The organism is Lysinibacillus sp. BS3 (genome assembly GCF_039614735.1).
Classification (GTDB): Bacteria; Bacillota; Bacilli; order Bacillales_A; family Planococcaceae; genus Lysinibacillus; species Lysinibacillus capsici.
Map to the genome: position 1 here is coordinate 1,845,831 of NZ_CP154860.1, position 20,334 is coordinate 1,866,164.

The window sequence follows — 20,334 nt, forward strand, 5'->3', positions numbered from 1 at the left end:
GATTTGCAAGGCTTTATCATTACAACCATCTTTCCAAACAGTATATCTTCTTAGCTGTGGCATCTATCCTTACTCGTTTGCCTATCGCAATTGGATGCATAGGATGTGTATGGCAAATATCCACCTCTGCTAATATAGGAATCTTTATTCCATCCAACTGTTCAAGTAGAATATGATATGGCTGTCGACCCGTTCCTAAGTCATCGTAGCATTCATGTTTCCCCAAAATAATCCCACTAACTTTGTTAAAGATACCATGCAATTTTAGCATTGCAAAATTCTTTTCAACTATAGCAGCATTTTTTAAGCAGTCCTCCACTAATAAAATATCACCTTCCACAATTTTAGGGAAATACGGCGTACCAATAAATCCATACATGGCATTGGCATTCCCGCCAATTAACCTTCCTTCAGCAACCCCACCCTGAATCGCTAACCATTCATTCTTCTTGAGTTTTTTATCCACTGTCTTCTCTAGCCAATTAACAGGTTCATCCGACCAATAAGAAGGCATTGGCATTTCGTATGGTAATGCTTGAGGCTTAAAGAAATAATGCTCAAAAAATTTGAAGGTATCATTTACCAATGGTTCAAACTCGCCAAAGGAAGGTACGAGGGCTGGACCATAAAAAGTTGAGATTCCCGTCTTTGCATAAAGTGCCAGTAGAACGGCCGTTGCATCTGAATAACCTACGACCAATTTGGGATTTTGACGAAAAGCCTCATAATCAATATAAGGTAGCATACTATTGGCATTGGTGCCCCCTATCGTAGACATAATCATATCCACATTTGGATTACGTAATAACTCATTCAATTCTTCTGCTCTTTCTTTTGGCGAACCTGAACGATAATAATCAGTTTTACCAGTTAGAGAACCTGTCACGATTTGAAAATTTTTATTCTCGAGAAATGCTTTAGCACGTTCATATCGTTCCAAAGCCGTCACCGTTGCTGGGGAGGACGGGGAATAAATGCCGATGTTTATTTTTGAAGTCATACGGTAGTTCCTTTCCCAATCAATAGTTTTGACATGTAGTATTCATTAATATATTGTCCATCTACATACAGCGAAGCCCGCTTCGTTCCTTCAATATCAAAGCCCATTTTCTTATACAAAGCAACACCAGCCTCATTATTTTCCATGACGGTTAATTCTAGACGATGTACACCATTCACTATTGCCCAATTTTCTACGTGTTGAAATAAAGCTGTTCCAATTTTTCTTCCTCTATAGTCACTATGTATGCCTATGACAAGATAAGCACGGTGAGCAATTCTTGACGGCTCATTGCCTTGTACTATTAAGTACGCCACAACCTGCTCATCCATTTCAGCTATGAACAAAGCTGAGTGGTGACTATGATATAGCTTGTCTATATACTCCCCAAATGGCTTAGGTGCTAAATTGCGCTCACCTGGTCCAAATAACATATAATTTGATGCCTCTGCATTTGCCATAACAGCTATAATTCGTTCACTGTCATGTCGGGTTGCTTCTCTTATGATCATGTTGAACACGCTCTCCTTCTAAAATATAGTCACCTGAATCCTCAATTCTTTTGTATTTATATGGACCTTGCCACCAAAGTATCTCATCACCCAGTGTTAATTTTGCTGGAATTCTCATACTTTTCTTCGTCCCTTCTAGTAGGTTTGAATTTTAGCTACTAGCTTTTCATCCCTAAAATGGAGTGTCTCAGTATCTATGAGTGTGTATGCTTGTAATGTGGGATGATTTTCTATCCAGCGATCAAATGCCCTCCTTCTCTCTTGATCATTATAATGGGGACAATAGGTACCTGATAATAGTCCTAAGCCATTCCATTCCTCAAAATCATCATATGTATTTTCACTATAGCATTTTTCAAACCAACACATTGCCCCAGCACTGATGCCAGCTAATATAATCCCTTTTTGATAAGCTTCCTTTAACAATTTATCAAAACCATATTCTCGCCACTTTTCAAGAAGATAACCTGTATTCCCTCCACCCACATAGATAATATGCTGCGCTAGTACTTTTTCTCGAATGCTTCTATCATGCATATCTTTTTGCAAGATATGGGTTGCATCACAATGATAGAATGCTGCATAAAACTTCTCGATATACCCTTGCGCATCATTACTTGCTGTGGGAATAAAACAAATTTTAACTCGTTCATTTTTCTGAGTTTGTCGTAAAATGTACTCATCGATAAATGAAAGGTTCTGCTGAGAAAACCCACCACCTGATAGGGCGATGATTTGTCTTATCGAATCATTATTTTTACTTAATTCATAGACAGCTTGTTCCTGCCCAAATCTTTCTAACATCTGTACATTTTTCATTCCTAATTTTTCGAGCAAGCGACATGATGCCTTGTTCGCTGTTTGTGTTTCTGCCACAATAGATTCTATATTCAGATAATTCAAACCATCCTGAATTACCTGCGTTAGCACTTCAAAAGCTAACCCCTTCCCCCAAAACTGAGGTAAAAATTGATAGGAAAGCTCATATAACTCCTTATCATGGTATTCATCGATCGAGACAAGACCTATAAATTCACCTGTCTCCTTTAAAGTAATATATAAATATGTATTAGGGAATGGCGCTTCTAGCATGCCTTTAAAAGATGCTTCTATATAGCTGTTTGATGGAACACCACCGAGATAAGTTCGAACTTGTTTATTAGAGTAGAGTTTTTGTATATCTGTAAAATGCTCTGGTTGTAATTGTTCGATTACACAATTAGTTGACATGATTTTCATTACATCTAGCCCCCTTCTTTATGTCAAAGTTTAATCTAACTCTCTCGATGAAATCAAATATTTTTTCCAATTTTTTCTTAAAAATAGAATAAAAAAGTAGTGACCAGCATGAATTGCTGTATCACTACCTGCATTATTGCCCGTATTGTTCAAGTAATCGTTGCGTGTTGGTCGATTGTTCGAGTACCTTTTTCTCTTTTGCCCAATAAACCAAATATTGTGCATCATCCACACGAAAAACCATTTGCTGTAACTCTTCATCAAGTTCAGAACTAATAGCCACTTTTAATATTTCTACCTCATAAAGAGGCTTATCCTTCATTTTATAAACGATATGATATACAGGCTTTTCTTCAAAAATAGTTCTTTCCTTTTTGGAAAGCTTCCTTACATGACTTAAAGGATATTTCTCAATAAAGCCTTGTGCTTCATCGCCTGTAGCATGAAATAGTGATTGATCTCCTTGGAATAATTCAATGTCGTCAATTTCTGTGGCATGATCTAGAACAAGAGAAATAGCTTCATCTTCACTTTTTTCTCTGTTTTGCATAATAAAAGCACCGACTAATAAAATACCAGCGAATATAACAAGTCTCCATCTGCGTTTCGTCATTTGCTCTTACCCATTCAAGGCCTTTTTAACAAAGCGATTTATATCAACATCAGCGCCTATAACAAGCATAATATCTCCTAATAAAATCTTGTCACTCGCCTGTGGAGATACGATAATATCAGCCCCACGCTTAATTCCTACAATATTGATGCCATATTTAGCGCGAATATCTAAATCCATAATGGAATAGCCAGCAATCGCATCATTAGCCTTTAATTCCATAATGGAGTGTTCATCTGATAGCTCTAAATAATCTAGAACAGTATTCGACAACATATTATTAGCAATACGAATACCCATATCTCGCTCAGGATGGACGACAAAATCTGCGCCAATTTTACGTAAAACCTTTTCATGGTAATCGTTTTGAGCTTTTACTGTAATTTGCTCAACACCAATTTCCTTTAAAATGATTGTTGTTAATATACTTGCTTGAATATCTTCCCCAATTGCTACAATCACGTGCTCAAAATTACGAATACCTAATGAATTCAACACCGATTCATCGGTTGAATCTGCAATAACAGCTTGTGTAGCAATGGAAGCAAACTCATCTACACGCTCTGAAGAATGATCAATTGCCATTACCTGTGCGCCCTGACTCATTAATTCACGAACAATACTGCCTCCAAAACGTCCAAGCCCTATGACTGCAAACTCTTTTTTCATCATAAAAATCCCTCCGAAAACTACTATACCACCATTGTAGCCTATTCTCTGCGATATGTATTGTCAAAACAAGAGCCAATTCGTCAATGGTGGACAACAAAAAAGACGAGGACCTTAATCCCCGTCTTCAACATATCATTATTATTCTGCGTTACGCATCTCATCTAGCACGCGGTTTACACGCTTTTCTAGCATTTTCATACCACTACCACCAGCTTGCATATGACGCAGCTGACCATCTTTATCGAACACAAAATATGCTGGAACATATTGGTTTTCAAAAGCATCTGTTAGCTTCATTTCACTATCTACAAAGATTGGTTGCACAATATCATGCTCTGCTGCTACTGCTTTAATTGTGTCTAAATCAGTATCTGCCTCAGAACGTGGCATATGTACTGCTACAACGTTTAATTCATCTTTATATTGATCGCGGAAATTGTTCACATCTGGCATTGCTTCTTTACATAAATGACAGCTTACTGACCAGAAGTGGATTAATGTTGGTTTTTTGCCTACTAATTCTGCTTTAGTTACTTCACCATTTAACCAAGTCGTTGCGCCAACTAATTCAGGCATTTGTTCACGAAGTTTCATAAAAATCCTCCTCTAAAAGATCGTTTGTCTTCAAATATTTAGATAACGGTATAAAAACTCTTTCCCAAAACAAAAATTCAGTTAAAAGTCCCCACAAGCTTGTCGTGGGGACTTTTAATTTTTCGCATAATGATTCGACTCTATTTAGATTATAGAGTTGCTTGGCCTGGACGCCAGTTAGCTGGGCAAAGACCACCAGTTTGTAGTGCTTGAAGTACACGTAGTGTTTCATCAACATCACGGCCGATGTTGTTATCAAACACTGTTTGGTATTTTAATTCGCCTTCTGGGTTGATGATGAATAAACCACGTAATGCGATACCTTCTTCTTCAATTAATACACCATATTCTTTAGATACTTGATGGTTTGTATCAGCAGCTAATGGGTATTTTAATTCACCAAGACCATTTTGCGTACGGTCTGTGTTAATCCATGCTAAGTGTGTGTGGATTGTGTCAGTAGAAACACCGATTACTTCTGCATCTAAGTCTTCGAACTCGTCATAACGATCGCTCATTGCAGTGATTTCAGTTGGACATACAAATGTAAAGTCCATTGGATAGAAGAAAAGAACTGTCCATTTATCTTGTGCTTTAATATCTTCTAATGATACTTTACCAAACGATTTGTCTGAAAGTACTGCTTCCATTGTAAAGTCAGGTGCTTGTTTACCTACCATGCGTTCTGCCATAATAAATCCCTCCGAATAAATATGTAGTTTATATATTCCATTCGCACTAGCGAACTCGTCTTCTACGATAGCAGAGTAACCGCAGTTTTTCAAACAAGTAAACTCCGCCCGTTTGGATGATTAAAATGGATTGACAAAAATTCGTCAAATCCATAACTGGAATTATTGCTATTGTCTATCTACAAGCTATTTTTGACAATAATATTCTACTCTATTCAAAATTTTTCTCACTTTCATTTATACCCTATTTTTTAACTTTTTACAGCTATTTTTTTCACGAAAAACGATTGCAAATTTTTTATTATTATGTATAATTGTAATGGTTTTAGTAAACTAAAAGTTTCGTTAAAGTAAACTTCATATTTCGAAAGTTTATCATTGCTAAACTTCTCTTAGGAGGGAAAAGATGCAAATAGGAGCAAAAATTAAAGCGCTTCGTTTAAAAAAAGGTCTTACCCAAGAGGAACTTGGAGAACGTACAGATTTAAGCAAAGGTTATATTTCCCAATTAGAACGTGATCTAAACTCACCTTCAATTGAAACATTATTTTCAATCTTAGAAGTATTAGGGTCAAGACCCAAAGACTTTTTTGATGATGAATCACCTGAACAGAAGGTTGTTTATACAGAGGAAGACCAATCTACCTATACAGATGAAGAAAAAAAATATGAAATTCAATGGCTGATTCCTACTTCGAATGAAAAAGAGATGGAACCCATTTTCTTAACCTTTGCAGCAGATGGCGAGTTTAAACAGTTTGAGCCTTCGCTTTCTGAAACATTTATTTATGTTGTTAAAGGGCGTATTCGTCTCGTTTTAGGGAATGAACAGTATATCGCAAGTGAAGGTAACGCACTTTATTATGACGCGACAGACCATCATCAGATTTTTAATGCACATGATGATGAAACAAAAATTTTACTTGTCGCAACAGATTCTTATTTATAGCTTAAGGAGGCGCATCCATGACAACCAATTCAATTATCCGCTTTGAAAATGTTTCAAAGTCATATAGCGACGGTACCGTCGTTTTAAAAAATATCAATTTGGAGCTTGAAAAAGGGAAATTTTATACACTGCTTGGTCCATCAGGTTGTGGTAAAACAACCATTTTACGAATTATTGCAGGATTTACGGAACCTACAACAGGAAATATATTTTTCCATGATAAAAAGATTAATGCAGTTCCTGCCAATGAACGTCAAGTTAATACTGTTTTTCAGGATTATGCGCTGTTCCCTCATTTAAATGTGTTTGAAAATGTCGCATTTGGCCTACGTATTAAAAAGCTTCCTGAAAAGGACATAAAAGAGCGTGTAGCTGAAGCCTTAAAGTTTGTCAATTTGGCAGGCTATGGTAACCGCGAAATATCTGAAATGTCTGGTGGACAACGACAACGAGTCGCGATTGCACGTGCCATTGTCAATGACCCTGAAGTAATTTTACTGGATGAGCCACTTTCAGCTTTAGACTTAAAGCTACGTACAGAAATGCAATATGAGCTACGTGAATTACAGCAACGTCTTGGTAAAACATTTGTCTTTGTTACACATGATCAAGAAGAAGCACTTGCCATGAGTGATGAAATTTTTGTCTTAAGTGAAGGACAAATTCAGCAGTCAGGTACACCAGTGGATATTTATGATGAACCGATTAACCGCTTTGTTGCTGACTTTATTGGTGAATCCAATATTGTACCCGGCGTGATGATTGAGGATTTCAAGGTTGAATTTGCTGGCAAAGTTTTTGAATGTGTCGACCAAGGGATGAAGCCAAATGAAAAAATAGACATTGTCATTCGACCAGAAGATTTAGAAATGACAACGATCGATAAAGGCAAACTTGTGGTAAAAGTGGATACACAATTATTCCGAGGGGTACATTATGAATTATCCACATACGATAAAGATGGTAATGAGTGGCTAGTCCATTCATTGAAGAAAGCAGAAGTAGGGACTGAGATTGGCTTAGACTTTGATCCTGAGGCGATTCACGTAATGCGCTTAAACGAAACAGAGGAAGAGTTTGATAAACGATTAGAATCGTATGGAGACGATGAAGATGCAAACTAAAACATCAAAATCAGCGTTATTTCCATATGTGTTATGGATTGCCTTTTTCGTTATCGCGCCAATTGCACTCGTTGTCTATTATTCCCTGCTTGATTTACATGGCAACTTTACGCTCGATAACTATAAAGCGTTCTTTTCTTCTGTTTACTTAAAGATGACTTTGAGCTCGTTTTGGTATGCATTTTTAATTACATTCTTTACACTATTAATTTCATACCCAACTGCTTATTTTTTAACGAAGACTAAGCATAAACAACTTTGGCTTCTACTTATTATTATTCCTTCATGGATTAATCTTTTGTTAAAAACATATGCCTTTATCGGCATCTTTGGGTTATACGGGCCTATTAATGCATTTATCGAAGTATTTGGCTTCGATCCAAAGCAAATGCTCTTTACCGATATTAGCTTTGTCTTTGTGTCGGTCTATATTTTTATTCCATTTATGATTTTACCGATCTTCAATTCTTTAGATCGTTTAAACCCAACGCTCATTTATGCAGCACGGGATTTGGGTGCTTCGGCTTTTACAACCTTCCGTCGTGTTGTTTTACCATTGACAATGGATGGCGTTAAATCTGGTATTCAAGTTGTCTTTATCCCTGCCCTATCCCTGTTCATGATTACTCGCTTAATTGCAGGGAACCGTGTCATTACTCTAGGCACAGCGATTGAACAGCAATTCCTTGTGACGCAAAACTGGGGTATGGGTTCCACTATTGCTGTATTCTTAATTTTATTCATGGTGATTATCATGCTAATTACGGGACAAAAGGATAAAGGAGGTCGCGTACGATGAACAAACTATCTGCTTCAGCCAAAGTCTATTTAACAATTGTTTTTATCGTTCTCTATGCTCCAATTTTCTATTTAATCTTTTACTCGTTTAATAGTGGCGGCTCCATGAATAATTTTGAATCCTTTACTTTGGAGCATTATCAAGCTGTTTTTGAAGATTCACGTCTTCTTGTTATATTAATAAATACGGTCATCGTGGCATTACTTTCTGCTCTCATTTCTACTATTATTGGTACGCTAGGAGCAATTGGAATTGTGACGGTTAAGGATTCTAAAATGCGTAATACTTTATTATCCTTAAACAATGTCTTAATCGTCAGCCCAGACGTAATTATCGGGGCTAGCTTCTTAATTTTATTTACAATGGTAGGCATTAAACTGGGCTTTGCATCTGTTTTACTAGCCCATGTTGCATTTAGTGTACCGATTGTTGTATTAATGGTTTTACCAAAGCTACTAGAAATGAATAACTCATTAATCGATGCAGCATTAGATTTAGGGGCAACGAAAAAGGACGTTATGATGCGTGTCATTCTTCCTTATATTCAGCCAGGTATTTTTGCAGGCTTCTTCCTTGCCCTTACGTATTCATTAGATGATTTTGCCGTGACATTCTTTGTAACAGGTAATGGCTTTAGTACTTTATCCGTAGAAATTTATTCAATGGCCCGCGCAGGAATTTCTCTAACGGTGAATGCAATTTCTGGATTAGTATTCTTTGTTACGGTTTTAGTTGTTGTTGGTTATTATTTCATGACAAGTCGTACGAGTAAAAGAATGGAGGGGCATCGATGAAGTCACTAATTCAAGCTACCATCGCCATCCTTGTCGTTTCAGCCCTTTTATTCTATGCGGCTGATGCCTTAAGTGCGGGAGGCGGTAAAAGTGGAAAAGACACGTTAACCATCTTTAACTGGGGAGAATATATTGATCCTGATTTGTTAAAAGAATTTGAAAAAGAAACAGGCATTCATGTCATCTATGAAACATTCGATTCCAATGAAGCTATGATGACAAAGATTCAGCAAGGCGGAACAGCTTACGATATTGCTGTCCCTTCTGAATATATGATTGAGAAGATGAAGGAAGAAAAATTATTAATTCCTTTAGATAAAACGAAAATCCCTAATTTAAAAAATATTGATCCTTACTTTTTAGATTTACCATTCGATGCTAACAATAAATATTCTGTCCCTTATTTTTGGGGAACAGTAGGTATTGTCTACAATCCGAGCCTTGTTGGAGACTTAGACTTCTCCTCTTGGGACGATTTATGGGACCCTTCTTTAAAGCGAAAAGTCTTTTTAGTAGATGGTGCGCGTGAAGTCATTGGGATGGGCTTAAACAGTCTTGGCTATTCTCTGAATTCACTAGATGATCAGGAACTTCGTGAAGCTACTGACAAATTAATTACACTTGCACCAAATGTTAAAGCGATCATTGGAGATGAAATCACACCGTTAATGATCAATAATGAGGCAACTGTTGCCCTTACATGGTCTGGCCAAGCAGCTGATATGATGTATGAAAATGAAGAGTTAGACTTTGCTGTACCTGAGGAAGGCTCAAACTTATGGTTTGATAATATGGTCATCCCAAAAACATCAAAAAATATTGATGGTGCCCACGCCTTTATTAACTTCATGCTAAGTGCTGAATCAGGTGCTCAAAATGCTGATTTTGTAGGCTATTCTACTCCTAATATTGCCGCTATGGACTTAATGGACGAAGAAGTTGTTTCTGACGAACGCTACTATCCTTCTGAAGAACAACGCGATACATTAGAGGTCTACAAAAATTTAGGACCTGATTATTTAGGGAAATACAACGAATTATTTTTAGAATTTAAAATGAGTATCAGATAATTAAACTAGCGAATTGGTTTTCACACCAATTCGCTAGTTTTTTACTTTGCTTATCTAACTGTTTATTAAACTAAGAACATTTTCAATCACTATTTGCATTATTATATTTATAAAATATTTTATCTAAATTTTAATAGATTCTCACATTAGTGTATTTTTGATAGTCCATAACTTCTAACGCTCAACATCGCTACAATTTATAGCCATGCTTTATACCATTACAGACAGACTCTCCAAATTTTTAATTCTCCCTTTATAAGAGAAGTCCCTCAATTGTTGTTGCTTTACTAATTTATCCTCCCATAGCTTCTTTTCCCTCAACTTTTATGACTAAAATGTATTATTTCATCATGCATAGGTGCGTGGATAAAAACTTTTGTGGAAAACCATTCTAAATATAGAACCAGTACTATAATCTTAACTATTAGCCAAGCAATAATTCTTTATGATAGACTGTACTATATTTGATTACAAAAAGGGGGTTCATTCGATGACCCAGCAGAAGTCCAATAAGGCGGCTTTGTATATTTTAATGTTTAATATGTTTATCGCAATGGGGAGTATTGGCATTATTATTCCTGTCATGCCAGAGTATTTAAAAATATTTGGTGCAGCAGGACAAGTTCTAGGTATGCTAATCGCAACGTTCGCCTTAGCTCAATTCGTATTTTCTCCTATTGCTGGGAATCTTTCAGATCAGTACGGACGAAAAAATTTAATTATTTTCGGTCTTATCGTAACAGGTCTTGCACAAATCGGATTTGGCCTTGCTACAGATGTATGGATGCTCTTTTTAGCACGATTTTTAGGTGGTCTAGGTTCCGCATTTGTTGCACCTCCTATTATGGCTTTTGTCGCTGACGTCACAACCTATGAAGAACGTGGGAAAGGTATGGGGATGTTGGGTGCCGCTATGTCTCTTGGCTTTATGATTGGACCAGGTATTGGTGGCTTTTTAGCAAAGGTAAGCTTACATTTCCCATTTTTCACAGCTGGAGCTGCAGCCATTGTAGCATCTATTTTATCTTACTTTTTATTACCTTCTACCAAACCAAACACTGCTCAACAGAAACAAAAGCAAGACAATCTGGCGAAGCAAATGGCTCGTTCCATACATATGCCTTATTTTGTTATGCTCATAATTATGCTGGTGTTCTCGTTTGGAATTGCAAATTTCCAAACGACATTGTCATTATTTGTGACAGAAAAGTTTAATTACACACCTGTAGATATAGCGATTATATTAGTTGTTGGTGGTGCTTTTGGAGTAGTAGTACAAATGTTTATTATTACACCACTGTTCAATCGTTATGGTGAAATGAAAGTAGTACTAGTAAATTTATTTATTGCATCCGTTGCTATTTTCTTAATATTATTTGTTTCTGGCTTTGCCCTTATTTTAGTTGTAGCAACAATTTTCTCTACAGCAACGACATTAATTCGTCCAGCTGTTAATACACTCATCTCAAAGCTTGCAGAGAAAGAGCAGGGATTTGCTGCGGGCTTGAATAATGCCTATATGAGCCTCGGAAATATGATTGGACCCGCTTTGGCAGGTTTATTATTTGACTGGAATATGAATAGCCCATATATTTTCGGTTCTATCATATTATTAGCCTGTTTCTTCCTTGCGCTCATCTGGACAGTGAAAAAAGCACCTCATTTAATGCATCCCGATACAAAATAGTCTGAAAAATCATTGACTATTTTTAGCAGTATGTTACATTATTGTTGATTCACAAAATTGAATGATTTTAACCACTAGGGGAGTCTTTTAAAGGCTGAGACGTATATGGTAATATACGGACCCTTTGAACCTGATCTAGTTCACACTAGCGGAGGGAAGTGGCGCTACTTGCTGTTGTCACTATATACACGCAAGGCCGCTTCCTATTGTTTAAAGGGGGTGGCCTTTTTATTTTTCCTCACGAACTTTACCAAAAGGAGTGAACTTTATGTCAATTCGTAAATTAACAGTCATGGCTTTATTAGTAGCCGTTGCTGTTGCAGGCTCTACTTTCGTATCCATCCCAACAGGAATCGCACGTGCTTACCCAGTTCAGCATGCTATTAATGTGATAGGAGCCATTATACTTGGACCCGTACCAACAGTTATAGTTGCCTTTGTCACTGCCATCATTCGTATCCTTACTGGAACAGGCTCTCTACTAGCTATCCCTGGTAGTATCATCGGTGCGTTCTGTGCTGCCCTTGCCTATAAATATAGCAATAAAATGTGGTTAGCTGGTATCGGAGAAGTTATCGGAACGGGCATTCTGGCTTCACTTATTGCCGTCCCTTATGCAAAATTATTCATGGGAACATCTGTAGCAGCATTCTTCTTCCTACCAGCCTTTTTAACATCAAGTACGATCGGTGCTATTTTAGGTGTAATGGTTGCAAGTAGCTTGCGTAAAACAGAGCTAGTAAAGAGGTTTAATTCTTCTCTTTATTGAGAGAGATTGAATTATGAGCATTCATTGAGCTGGGGTAGTCCAATTTGGATCGCTTTTCTTCTCATTTACCCTCTTTACAAAGGGGATAACTCTCTATTTCAAGGAATATAAAAAGCAGTGCAAAACTATTCGAATTTGCACTGCTTCCTCTATTTTAAGATCGTTTTTTCATGCCTTTTAACAACTGTGCTACATTCGTGTCTTCTGGTATAGTTTTTTCCTCAACCAGCGGCTCTTTTTTCTTCGCATTCGTTAGGAAATTCCAACCAAAACGTCTTATCGTAATATCAATAAAGAAAAGAAGCATACTTGCTAAGAGTAGCCATGTGGCAATATTTTGCCGATCTGCTCCTTTTGTCGTAAAGTCACGGAAGACATCTTGTGGTTCCTTTAAAACAGTGCCTCCTGTTCGTTGAGTTAACTCTTCTATCAGTTGGTTATTTACAGGGAGTAGTTCGTATTCAGCACTATAAGGAACACTTAGCCCTGCCTGATAAATGGCCTGCTTTTCATCTGCTATACGGAAGAAAATTAATCCAGGTTCAGCTTGTACTACAGCTCGAACTTGAGATGCGGAAATGGTTTCAAGTTGTGTTTCTAGCTCCTCCCCTGCTTCATTTACCGCTACAATATCTAAAAATGCGGCTTCATTTGTAGGGTCTGTAATCATAAAGGAACCATCTGCTTCCAATCTTACATCATAGGCTACATCATTGTAGCTTGGTAGCATTTGAGAAATAAGTGTTTGCCAAAATGCTCCCCAATTCTGCCATCTTGCCCAATCTCCTGTCCATTTACCCGTTGAATCAGATGTAAAGGCAAATGTTTTACCAAGACCATATTGCCACTGCGCTAACACAGGATCTTCTTTCTCGCTTTTTGCTACAACAGTAGCCCCCTGTTTTGCCGTTGTCCCAATATATGCATTCATTTGTGGGACACCATTAGCAAACAGTGAGTTCCATCCTGCTGCATTATAAATTGCCGGATAGAATGGATTGTCCTCAATATAGGTGCGGGAAATCATAGCTGTTTCTCGAGATAAAATAGAAGGAATGGTTTGCTCATCTATCACATCATAGAAACGTCCACTGCCCATGTCACTAAGCGCTTCTAATAAGTTCGCATCGGCATCTTGTCCAATCGCTACTGTCGATAAGGTTATACCCTCTTCTTTCCCTTCACCAATTAAATCCTCATAGTTCCCTGCCTGTGACTGCCCATCTGTTAAGAGGATAATATGCTTACGTTGGAGCTTTAAATCAGCAAGGTTCTCGTAGGCTTTAGCTAATGAACTATAGATTTCTGTTCCCCCACCAGGTGTTACTGATAAAATAGTATCCACAGCCTCTTCTTTACTGTTAAGAGGCCCTGTCTCTATAATCTCCCAAGGACGATCATCAAAGGCGATGAATCCTAATGTATCCTCGTCTCGCAACATCTCAACAGAACGTGCCGCTGCTTCCTTAGCAAGCTCAAGCTTCGAGCCTTGCATACTGCCAGAACGGTCAAGTACAATCACTAATCCTAAGGAAGGTAATTGCTCTTTGCCCTTAATTTCCATTTCCACTGGCAATAAGGTTTCAATCGGTGTTTTAAAATAGCCACCTAGACCAAAACTATTTTCTCCACCCACCATTGTAAAACCAACTCCAAAGTTTTTGACTGCTTGCTCAATAACACTCATTTTTGCTTCACCCACTAAATGACCTGGTACATTGTCGAAGATGATAGCATTATATTGCAAATAGCTGGATAGTTCATTTGGTAAACTTTTAGGTGCTACAACATCATAGGCAATGGATTGACTACCAAGTGCTGCTGCGATGGGTGAAGCTGTTTCATAACCATTAACGATTAATAAATGTGGTTCACTTTGAACCATTGTGACACTAGTTAACTTATTGTTTTCAAAAATGGCATCCTGACCAACTTGAACAACGGCTTCATATTTTACAAGTCCTTCAGCTGTTGCTGCATGTTTATAGGTAAACACATTCGTGCCTTCAGTCAGCTCAACTGCCTCTCGATGAATAAGCTCATCATTTTCATATAGTAATAGCTCGCCTTGGCCTGCTGATGTTGCAAGTATGTCAGTCACTAATTGTTGTTGCTCTCCAACGTAAGCAACTTGAGGGGATACAAAGCTTTTTAGTGATACATCATTGACAACTGGTTGACTAAAAGGCTTAATATCCACACTAATATTAGAGCCTTTCAACTTCGTAGCAAATTCTAAAGCATCGCCCTTTGTCTCATTACCATCTGTTAATAGCACAAGACGAGTTGCTTTTTTAGGATCTATAATCCCTGAAGCAAGCTGTAGACTTTGTTCTATATTTGTTTGATCGGTAGCTTTAATTTCAGTTAGTTTCGGTACTTCCTTTAATGTTTTAGATAAAATGGCTTCTGTTTGTAAAGTAGAGGAAAATGAATAAATGCCCGCAAGCTGCGGTTCTTTTTTTGATTGGAGGCTCTCCTGTATAAACTGAACCATCTCATCTTCCGTACCATTCATAGAAGCAGAACGGTCTACTAAATAAATAATTTGTTCTTCTTTGATTGGTAATAATAGATATGGACCTGCGAGTGCAAAAACTAAACAGCCTGCTGCCACTATGCGAATAGTAAGTACAACAATATGACTTCTTTTAAGTCGCTGTCGCTCATGAAAGTATGTCCATCCAAAATACAAGAATAATGGAAGGAGTAACAACAATACTAACGGCATATCAATTCGTAAATCCACGACGTCGTTGCACCTCCCACTCTGAAACAAGCAATAGTAAAATAATTACAATTAGCCAAGGCACGAAAGAGGTCATCGACACTTCTTCCTTTCCATTGTCTGAAATATCACCTAATGTAAAACTTGTTCCTTGTTCAATGACACGTTCTTGTGCTTGCAATTGTACAATCAATTGTTTTTCCTCATTATTTGAGCGTACCATATAAATGCCTGGCTGTTTGGGCGCAGTTAGCATCCCCTTCGTAACAGACGAAAGAAACTCGTCTTCTTGCGAATAAACATTCCAGTCTCCTTGCGCTAAAGCAACTGCACGTTGTTCATTGGGTGAAAAAATCCCAAGTGACCCAACTGATTCTGTTAGCTGCTGCTCTGTACTCCATAGAAATAGTGGGAATGATGGATGTAAAGGCCAATCTGTATCAGCAATATCGGCTAAAACAACGATATCTCCTTTTGGGGAGCGTTGGATGAACGGCTCTTCTCCAACAGAAGCAATCGTTTCATAGTCCGCAAAACCAGGATAAACAGCACTAACATAAACATCCTTTAGTTCACTAAAGGCAAATAATGCATCACTGCTAGTGCTTACCGTCCCATTCGCATCTACTTTTTCTGCATCATCACGACCAAATAATACGAGGGGATTGTCCATCTTTTCCAATAACGCTGATTGGTTTGTGATTATGGTAGCATCTTGATTGTCAGCGACTTGCAAGGAAGGGACGATTTTTACGCCACTACTAACTGTTTGAAAACCTTTTTGTATCAGTTGATGCAAGCCTTGATCAACAATAATTTTTGACGTAGTCGTTTGTAGTAAAACTGTTTGTTGATTGTCTATGTCATAATCATCTTTTGCATCAATAATAGCTGTCATGGATTTTGCTAAAGGCAAATCTTTAAATGTTTTCGTAATGGCTTCATTTGGAGGCACAACGACACTTTCTGCTACCAGCTCCTCACCCTCTGCATTATTCAATGCGAGCGTTACCTTTTGCTCGGTATTTGTATCATTATGGAGTTGTACAAGTGCCAGCGTAGCTTGCCCATCTGTCGTAGCAGCAAAGCGGGTGATAGCGATATTTGTTAAGTCTTTTGTAGCACCTCTTACTAGCCATTTCACAGAATCCTTGTCCATCGGTAATTGCTTTTTATCAAGTGTATCTGTAAAAACATAGATAGAAGTCGGTGTGTCGCCCACAAATGCCTGTGCTACATCCAGCGCCTTATTCATTTCAGCAGTTTCATAGGTTACTTGTAAATCTTGAATAGCTTTTTTTATTTCACTCGTGTTTGTTTCTTGCTGTAAAACAGCTTTTGGTGCAGCACCAGTTGTAATTAATGTGACAGGTCGACCATTCAATTCATTCATCAAGTTCAGCATTTCCTGTTTATGAGCGTCAAAGGTTGATTGCTCTTTACCTGCCAGCATTGTGGCTGAAGTATCTACAATAAATATGGTTTGTGCACCAACAATGGTTGATTTTTTTATATAAGGATTCATCAATGCCAAAACAAGTAGCAGTAAAGCAAGAAGCTGTAAATATAGTAGGGCATTTTTTTGTAAATGCTTTAAATAAGGCGATACTCGCGTTTCCTGCATAATCTCCGACCAAAAAAGCGTCGAAGAAACTGTTTGATCTGTATATTTTTTTCGAAAGAAATAATAAAGTAGGACAATGACCGGGATGATGGCCGTCCAGCTAAATATAATTTGACTAAAGCCCAATACGGCTCACCTCACCTAATCCAATGTGCTTTTAATAATTGCTGGAAAATCGCATGTTGCAATCCATCTTCCACTTTCAATTGTAATTTTCGAACACCAAAGCGACGGCAAATGGCTTCAAATTCTTCTTCATGTAGTATGCGTCTTGCATGGTAGGACTCTAATACTTTAGAGGACATCGTCACATTCACATCATTACCTGTTTCACGATCAAGGAGACGTACATCACCCGAATAATTTGGTGACAGTTCTTCTTGCGTTACAATTTGCAAAATGCGAACATCTCCAGCATAGCGTGGTATCCTTTTTAATAGCTGTTCCCATTCCTCAATTGGCTCTAATCCATCTGTAACAATGAATAATACGGTACTATCTTTAGGTAAAGCTTTAAGTGCATCCTTGGCAAAACGATTAGAGTAATTAGCTTCCTCTATATCTGTTACTAGCTGTAAAAAAGCTCGGCGATACATGGTACCCTTCCGTCGAAATGGTGGCTTCACTTCATCTTGGACAAAAGAAAAGGATAGACGATCATCTCGACCTAATACCATCAGACCGAGGGAGGCCACAATTTGACGAGCAAATAACCACTTAGCATGTTGCCCCATTGATTTGGTAGCATCTAGTAGAATATGTACACGCATCTCTTGCTCATCTAAAAACCTTTTAATAAAGTATTTATCTGTACGAGCAAAGACGTTCCAATCCACTTGGCGTACATCATCTCCTAAATGGTATTCTCGAAAATCCGAGAAATCAAGGGATGCCCCGAAGCGTTGAGAACGGTGCGAGCCCTTATGTTGCCCGCGTAGTTTGGAGGCCGTCGCTACTTGAAAGCGACTGATTTTCGCTAACCAGTCTTCGGGCAATAAGTATTTTGCTGTCACTTGCTAATACCTTGCTGAACTTTTTCTAAAATAACATCAATCACATCGTCTGCTGTTTTTCCTGAAGCCTCCCCTTCATAATTCAACAGCATGCGATGACGTAAAACAGGCTTAGCAACAGATTTAATATCCGCTACAGAAACATGAAAACGACCATTCATTAAAGCTCTTGCCTTTGCCAATTTGATTAAGCTCTGCAAACCACGTGGACCACTGCCATACATTGCATATTGTTTAACCTCATCAAGCGCATCTGTTCTCTCAGGATGCGTAGCCACTACTAGATCAGTTGCATACTCTAGCATTTCATCAGCAACCATCACTTCCTTTACCATTTGCTGAGCTTGAATGAGAGCATCCGTATCCATCTGTTTCTGTAAACCAATTTCCTGGGCACCTGTCGTTCGCTTCATAATTTCCATAAGTTCGCTTTTTTCTGGATAGGGTACAAGAATTTTACAAAGGAAACGGTCCATCTGTGCTTCTGGTAATGGGTATGTTCCTTCCATTTCAATAGGGTTTTGAGTTGCCAGCACGAAAAATGGTCTCGCCATTTTTTTTGTATCCCCTAATATGGTTACCGTTTTTTCTCCCATTGCTTCCAACAAGGCACTTTGGGTTTTGGGTGTTGCGCGATTTATCTCATCAGCCAATACCATTTGACTAAAGATTGGCCCAGGTTGAAAGGTAAATTGCTGCTTCCCATCGGGTGTACGTTCAATCATGCTCGTACCTGTTATATCTGCTGGCATAAGATCTGGTGTAAATTGAATACGTGAAAACGACAGATCCAGTACCTCTGAAATGGTACGAATTAACATCGTTTTTCCTAAACCAGGTAAACCTTCTAACAATGCATGACCATCCGCTAATACTGCATACAGGGTATAATCAATTGCTTCTTCCTGTCCAACAATGAAGCGATGGATTTCTTCTTTAACTTGTTGTAATTTCGTACTCATATCTACATACTGTTGCTCTGTAAAGGCCATTTCTTTTCCTCCTACTGCGACTCAATTGACGTGAAATAAGATTGCACGACATTTTGTAAATCCTTCGGTAATTGTAAGCGCTCTGAACTCTCTAAATAGCTGTCTTTATAAGAGCCAATTACTTCTTCATAAGGTCGAATAGAACCTTTTGTTATCGGACCATTTCCTTGTTGCTCAGATACATGGGAACCATCTCCTAATGCGCCACCATCTACTGATGTCTCACTTGCCCCACCTATTCGATTCGGTGTCGTTAGCAAATTCCGACCGCCTTGGCCACTTCCTGCTCCTTGACCACCTTGTCCCTGACCTTGACCTTGGCCCTGTCCTTGGCCTTGGCCCTGTCCTTGGCCTTGTCCCTGTCCTTGGCCTTGTCCCTGACCTTGGCCCTGTCCTTGGCCTTGTCCCTGTCCTTGGCCCTGTCCTTGACCATTGCTCTGGCTACTACCATTTTGCTGTTGAGAACCACTTTGAGCATTATTTTGACTAGCCTGGCTTTGTTGATTACTAGGTTGGGAATTACCAGATGACTGTTGACTGTTTTGATTGTGGCTGCTGGCATTATTGGCACTCGCAATTGCATTTTGTAAGGAGTTACTTGCTGGTTTACCAAGTTTACTCATAGCAGTTTGTGTGGCATTTGCATTTTCTGTGAGCCCTTGCTGCATTTGGGCAAGCTCTTTTAGCTGCTCAACCTCTTCCTTCGATAATCCTTGGCCTTCTGTTGTGCCATCTTGACTAGCCGTTTGTTTATCCTTTAATTGCTGCTCCTTTAATGCTAGCTCCTTTTGCTTTTTGACAACTTCTCGTAAAGCTTCTTCTGCTGTTTCAGCCTCTTTTAAAGTATTTTGAAGTTCTTGCAATTGCTCCTTTACTTCTTTTGTTTCCGCCTTCTTCTCTAATTCAGCAACTTCCTTCTTCATATCTTCGATAACTGCTTGCTCCTTTTCAACCTCTATTGCTTCAATTTGCGTAGCTGCTGGGAACATATAAAGAATGGCTAGTACAACTGTTGTAATAAATAATCCGATAAACGCCTTTGGACGAAATAGATTTTTCCTTCGAGCCTTAAAGTCTGCGAAAGCTTTTTCAGCATTTTGGATAGCTTTCGATAATAATGATTGAACAAGAGGATCCTGATCATCTTTAAATGATAAAGCTGTCACTAATTCATTATGTGAGAAATAATGATCCAGTTTGTGCAATGCCTCTTTCTCTTTGACCCGTTTCCACCAAATATAAGCAATGGTTGCAATAATAACGGTAATAAAGGCTCCTAATGCTATTTGGCGATAATATGGCCAGACAAATAGTCGGGAAATAAGTACGAGAGAAGCACTCGAAAGCAATGCCAAAAACAAACCGTATTGTGCAATGGGAATGCTTCTTTCAAGAGTTAATCTCGATTTTGCACGCTGAATATATTTTCGTAATTGCTTACGACGCTCCATACCAATTCCTCC

Annotated in this window: 20 protein-coding genes and 1 riboswitch; of the genes, 7 read left to right on the plus strand and 13 right to left on the minus strand. The window is 38.4% G+C overall.

All coding sequences use genetic code 11. The annotated features are described in order from the left end of the window. Positions 1-19: 19 nt before the first annotated feature. The 8 genes from AAJG31_RS09435 to AAJG31_RS09470 all read right to left on the minus strand — a co-directional run bounded on the left by AAJG31_RS09435 (position 20) and on the right by AAJG31_RS09470 (position 5,322). Entirely contained in the window at positions 20-1,000 is a 981-nt protein-coding gene (locus AAJG31_RS09435; protein WP_279494049.1) for a S66 peptidase family protein, read from the minus strand. Beyond that, positions 997-1,512 carry a GNAT family N-acetyltransferase gene (locus AAJG31_RS09440; protein ID WP_115673816.1) on the minus strand — a complete coding sequence of 172 codons (516 nt, stop codon included), beginning with the start codon at positions 1,510-1,512 and terminating at the stop codon, positions 997-999. The genes AAJG31_RS09435 and AAJG31_RS09440 overlap by 4 nt, the downstream gene beginning before the upstream one ends. After that, a complete protein-coding gene (locus AAJG31_RS09445) occupies positions 1,484-1,630 on the minus strand; it encodes a hypothetical protein (RefSeq protein ID WP_155483381.1) in 147 nt (48 codons plus the stop codon). Before AAJG31_RS09445 ends, AAJG31_RS09440 begins: the two co-directional genes overlap by 29 nt. A gap of 17 nt (positions 1,631-1,647) precedes the next feature. Continuing rightward, the gene (locus tag AAJG31_RS09450) at positions 1,648-2,751 is read right to left on the minus strand and encodes a GNAT family N-acetyltransferase (protein WP_279494045.1); all 1,104 of its coding nucleotides are present in this window, start codon (positions 2,749-2,751) and stop codon (positions 1,648-1,650) included. A 133-nt stretch (positions 2,752-2,884) separates the two neighbouring features. Then, on the minus strand, positions 2,885-3,364 hold the full coding sequence (locus AAJG31_RS09455) for a hypothetical protein (RefSeq protein WP_279494043.1): 480 nt from the start codon (positions 3,362-3,364) through the stop codon (positions 2,885-2,887). A gap of 6 nt (positions 3,365-3,370) precedes the next feature. Continuing rightward, positions 3,371-4,033: a TrkA family potassium uptake protein gene (locus AAJG31_RS09460; RefSeq protein WP_004224679.1), complete on the minus strand. Its 663-nt coding sequence runs from the start codon at positions 4,031-4,033 to the stop codon at positions 3,371-3,373. A 141-nt stretch (positions 4,034-4,174) separates the two neighbouring features. After that, a complete protein-coding gene (locus tag AAJG31_RS09465) occupies positions 4,175-4,630 on the minus strand; it encodes a redoxin domain-containing protein (RefSeq protein ID WP_004224678.1) in 456 nt (151 codons plus the stop codon). A 149-nt stretch (positions 4,631-4,779) separates the two neighbouring features. Continuing rightward, the gene (locus AAJG31_RS09470) at positions 4,780-5,322 is read right to left on the minus strand and encodes a peroxiredoxin (protein WP_004224676.1); all 543 of its coding nucleotides are present in this window, start codon (positions 5,320-5,322) and stop codon (positions 4,780-4,782) included. 406 nt (positions 5,323-5,728) lie between these two features. Between AAJG31_RS09470 and AAJG31_RS09475 the strand changes: the two genes are divergently transcribed. The 7 genes from AAJG31_RS09475 (at position 5,729) to thiW (ending at position 12,514) form a co-directional block, all read left to right on the plus strand. After that, a complete protein-coding gene (locus AAJG31_RS09475; protein ID WP_004224674.1) occupies positions 5,729-6,271 on the plus strand; it encodes an XRE family transcriptional regulator in 543 nt (180 codons plus the stop codon). 17 nt (positions 6,272-6,288) lie between these two features. Continuing rightward, on the plus strand, positions 6,289-7,395 hold the full coding sequence (locus tag AAJG31_RS09480) for an ABC transporter ATP-binding protein (RefSeq protein WP_048391964.1): 1,107 nt from the start codon (positions 6,289-6,291) through the stop codon (positions 7,393-7,395). Beyond that, the gene (locus AAJG31_RS09485) at positions 7,385-8,194 is read left to right on the plus strand and encodes an ABC transporter permease (protein ID WP_048391965.1); all 810 of its coding nucleotides are present in this window, start codon (positions 7,385-7,387) and stop codon (positions 8,192-8,194) included. The genes AAJG31_RS09480 and AAJG31_RS09485 overlap by 11 nt, the downstream gene beginning before the upstream one ends. Next, a complete protein-coding gene (locus AAJG31_RS09490; protein ID WP_048391966.1) occupies positions 8,191-8,988 on the plus strand; it encodes an ABC transporter permease in 798 nt (265 codons plus the stop codon). Before AAJG31_RS09485 ends, AAJG31_RS09490 begins: the two co-directional genes overlap by 4 nt. After that, positions 8,985-10,058: an ABC transporter substrate-binding protein gene (locus AAJG31_RS09495; RefSeq protein WP_054549818.1), complete on the plus strand. Its 1,074-nt coding sequence runs from the start codon at positions 8,985-8,987 to the stop codon at positions 10,056-10,058. The genes AAJG31_RS09490 and AAJG31_RS09495 overlap by 4 nt, the downstream gene beginning before the upstream one ends. 490 nt (positions 10,059-10,548) lie before the next feature. Next, positions 10,549-11,745 carry an MFS transporter gene (locus AAJG31_RS09500; protein WP_048391968.1) on the plus strand — a complete coding sequence of 399 codons (1,197 nt, stop codon included), beginning with the start codon at positions 10,549-10,551 and terminating at the stop codon, positions 11,743-11,745. Positions 11,746-11,811: 66 nt separating this feature from the next. After that, positions 11,812-11,919: riboswitch (TPP riboswitch) on the plus strand. A gap of 94 nt (positions 11,920-12,013) precedes the next feature. After that, positions 12,014-12,514, plus strand: a complete 501-nt coding sequence (thiW, locus tag AAJG31_RS09505; protein WP_054549817.1) for an energy coupling factor transporter S component ThiW — start codon at positions 12,014-12,016, stop codon at positions 12,512-12,514. Positions 12,515-12,668: 154 nt separating this feature from the next. On the opposite strand, the gene AAJG31_RS09510 is transcribed toward thiW, so the two are convergent. From AAJG31_RS09510 to AAJG31_RS09530, 5 genes are read right to left on the minus strand one after another with little or no spacing between them, the layout of a single operon-like run. Beyond that, positions 12,669-15,263, minus strand: a complete 2,595-nt coding sequence (locus AAJG31_RS09510; RefSeq protein WP_279494037.1) for a VWA domain-containing protein — start codon at positions 15,261-15,263, stop codon at positions 12,669-12,671. Then, positions 15,247-16,992, minus strand: coding sequence for a BatA and WFA domain-containing protein (locus AAJG31_RS09515; protein ID WP_048391971.1), 1,746 nt, complete (start codon positions 16,990-16,992; stop codon positions 15,247-15,249). The genes AAJG31_RS09510 and AAJG31_RS09515 overlap by 17 nt, the downstream gene beginning before the upstream one ends. Before the next feature lie 11 nt (positions 16,993-17,003). Beyond that, entirely contained in the window at positions 17,004-17,879 is an 876-nt protein-coding gene (locus tag AAJG31_RS09520; protein ID WP_048391972.1) for a DUF58 domain-containing protein, read from the minus strand. Beyond that, entirely contained in the window at positions 17,876-18,871 is a 996-nt protein-coding gene (locus AAJG31_RS09525; protein WP_048391973.1) for a MoxR family ATPase, read from the minus strand. The genes AAJG31_RS09520 and AAJG31_RS09525 overlap by 4 nt, the downstream gene beginning before the upstream one ends. 11 nt (positions 18,872-18,882) lie before the next feature. Further along, positions 18,883-20,322: a hypothetical protein gene (locus AAJG31_RS09530; protein ID WP_279494036.1), complete on the minus strand. Its 1,440-nt coding sequence runs from the start codon at positions 20,320-20,322 to the stop codon at positions 18,883-18,885. Positions 20,323-20,334 lie beyond the last annotated feature (12 nt).

Bases quoted from the DNA above. Each gene is read 5' to 3' on its own strand.
- AAJG31_RS09530 (WP_279494036.1), bottom strand. From the start codon at position 20,322: ATGGAGCGTCGTAAGCAATTACGAAAATATATTCAGCGTGCAAAATCG.
- AAJG31_RS09445 (WP_155483381.1), bottom strand. From the start codon at position 1,630: ATGAGAATTCCAGCAAAATTAACACTGGGTGATGAGATACTTTGGTGG.
- AAJG31_RS09470 (WP_004224676.1), bottom strand. From the start codon at position 5,322: ATGGCAGAACGCATGGTAGGTAAACAAGCACCTGACTTTACAATGGAA.
- AAJG31_RS09440 (WP_115673816.1), bottom strand. From the start codon at position 1,512: ATGATCATAAGAGAAGCAACCCGACATGACAGTGAACGAATTATAGCT.
- AAJG31_RS09465 (WP_004224678.1), bottom strand. From the start codon at position 4,630: ATGAAACTTCGTGAACAAATGCCTGAATTAGTTGGCGCAACGACTTGG.
- thiW (WP_054549817.1), top strand. From the start codon at position 12,014: ATGTCAATTCGTAAATTAACAGTCATGGCTTTATTAGTAGCCGTTGCT.
- AAJG31_RS09490 (WP_048391966.1), top strand. From the start codon at position 8,191: ATGAACAAACTATCTGCTTCAGCCAAAGTCTATTTAACAATTGTTTTT.
- AAJG31_RS09475 (WP_004224674.1), top strand. From the start codon at position 5,729: ATGCAAATAGGAGCAAAAATTAAAGCGCTTCGTTTAAAAAAAGGTCTT.
- AAJG31_RS09480 (WP_048391964.1), top strand. From the start codon at position 6,289: ATGACAACCAATTCAATTATCCGCTTTGAAAATGTTTCAAAGTCATAT.
- AAJG31_RS09460 (WP_004224679.1), bottom strand. From the start codon at position 4,033: ATGAAAAAAGAGTTTGCAGTCATAGGGCTTGGACGTTTTGGAGGCAGT.
- AAJG31_RS09500 (WP_048391968.1), top strand. From the start codon at position 10,549: ATGACCCAGCAGAAGTCCAATAAGGCGGCTTTGTATATTTTAATGTTT.
- AAJG31_RS09455 (WP_279494043.1), bottom strand. From the start codon at position 3,364: ATGACGAAACGCAGATGGAGACTTGTTATATTCGCTGGTATTTTATTA.
- AAJG31_RS09450 (WP_279494045.1), bottom strand. From the start codon at position 2,751: ATGAAAATCATGTCAACTAATTGTGTAATCGAACAATTACAACCAGAG.
- AAJG31_RS09495 (WP_054549818.1), top strand. From the start codon at position 8,985: ATGAAGTCACTAATTCAAGCTACCATCGCCATCCTTGTCGTTTCAGCC.
- AAJG31_RS09435 (WP_279494049.1), bottom strand. From the start codon at position 1,000: ATGACTTCAAAAATAAACATCGGCATTTATTCCCCGTCCTCCCCAGCA.
- AAJG31_RS09525 (WP_048391973.1), bottom strand. From the start codon at position 18,871: ATGGCCTTTACAGAGCAACAGTATGTAGATATGAGTACGAAATTACAA.
- AAJG31_RS09485 (WP_048391965.1), top strand. From the start codon at position 7,385: ATGCAAACTAAAACATCAAAATCAGCGTTATTTCCATATGTGTTATGG.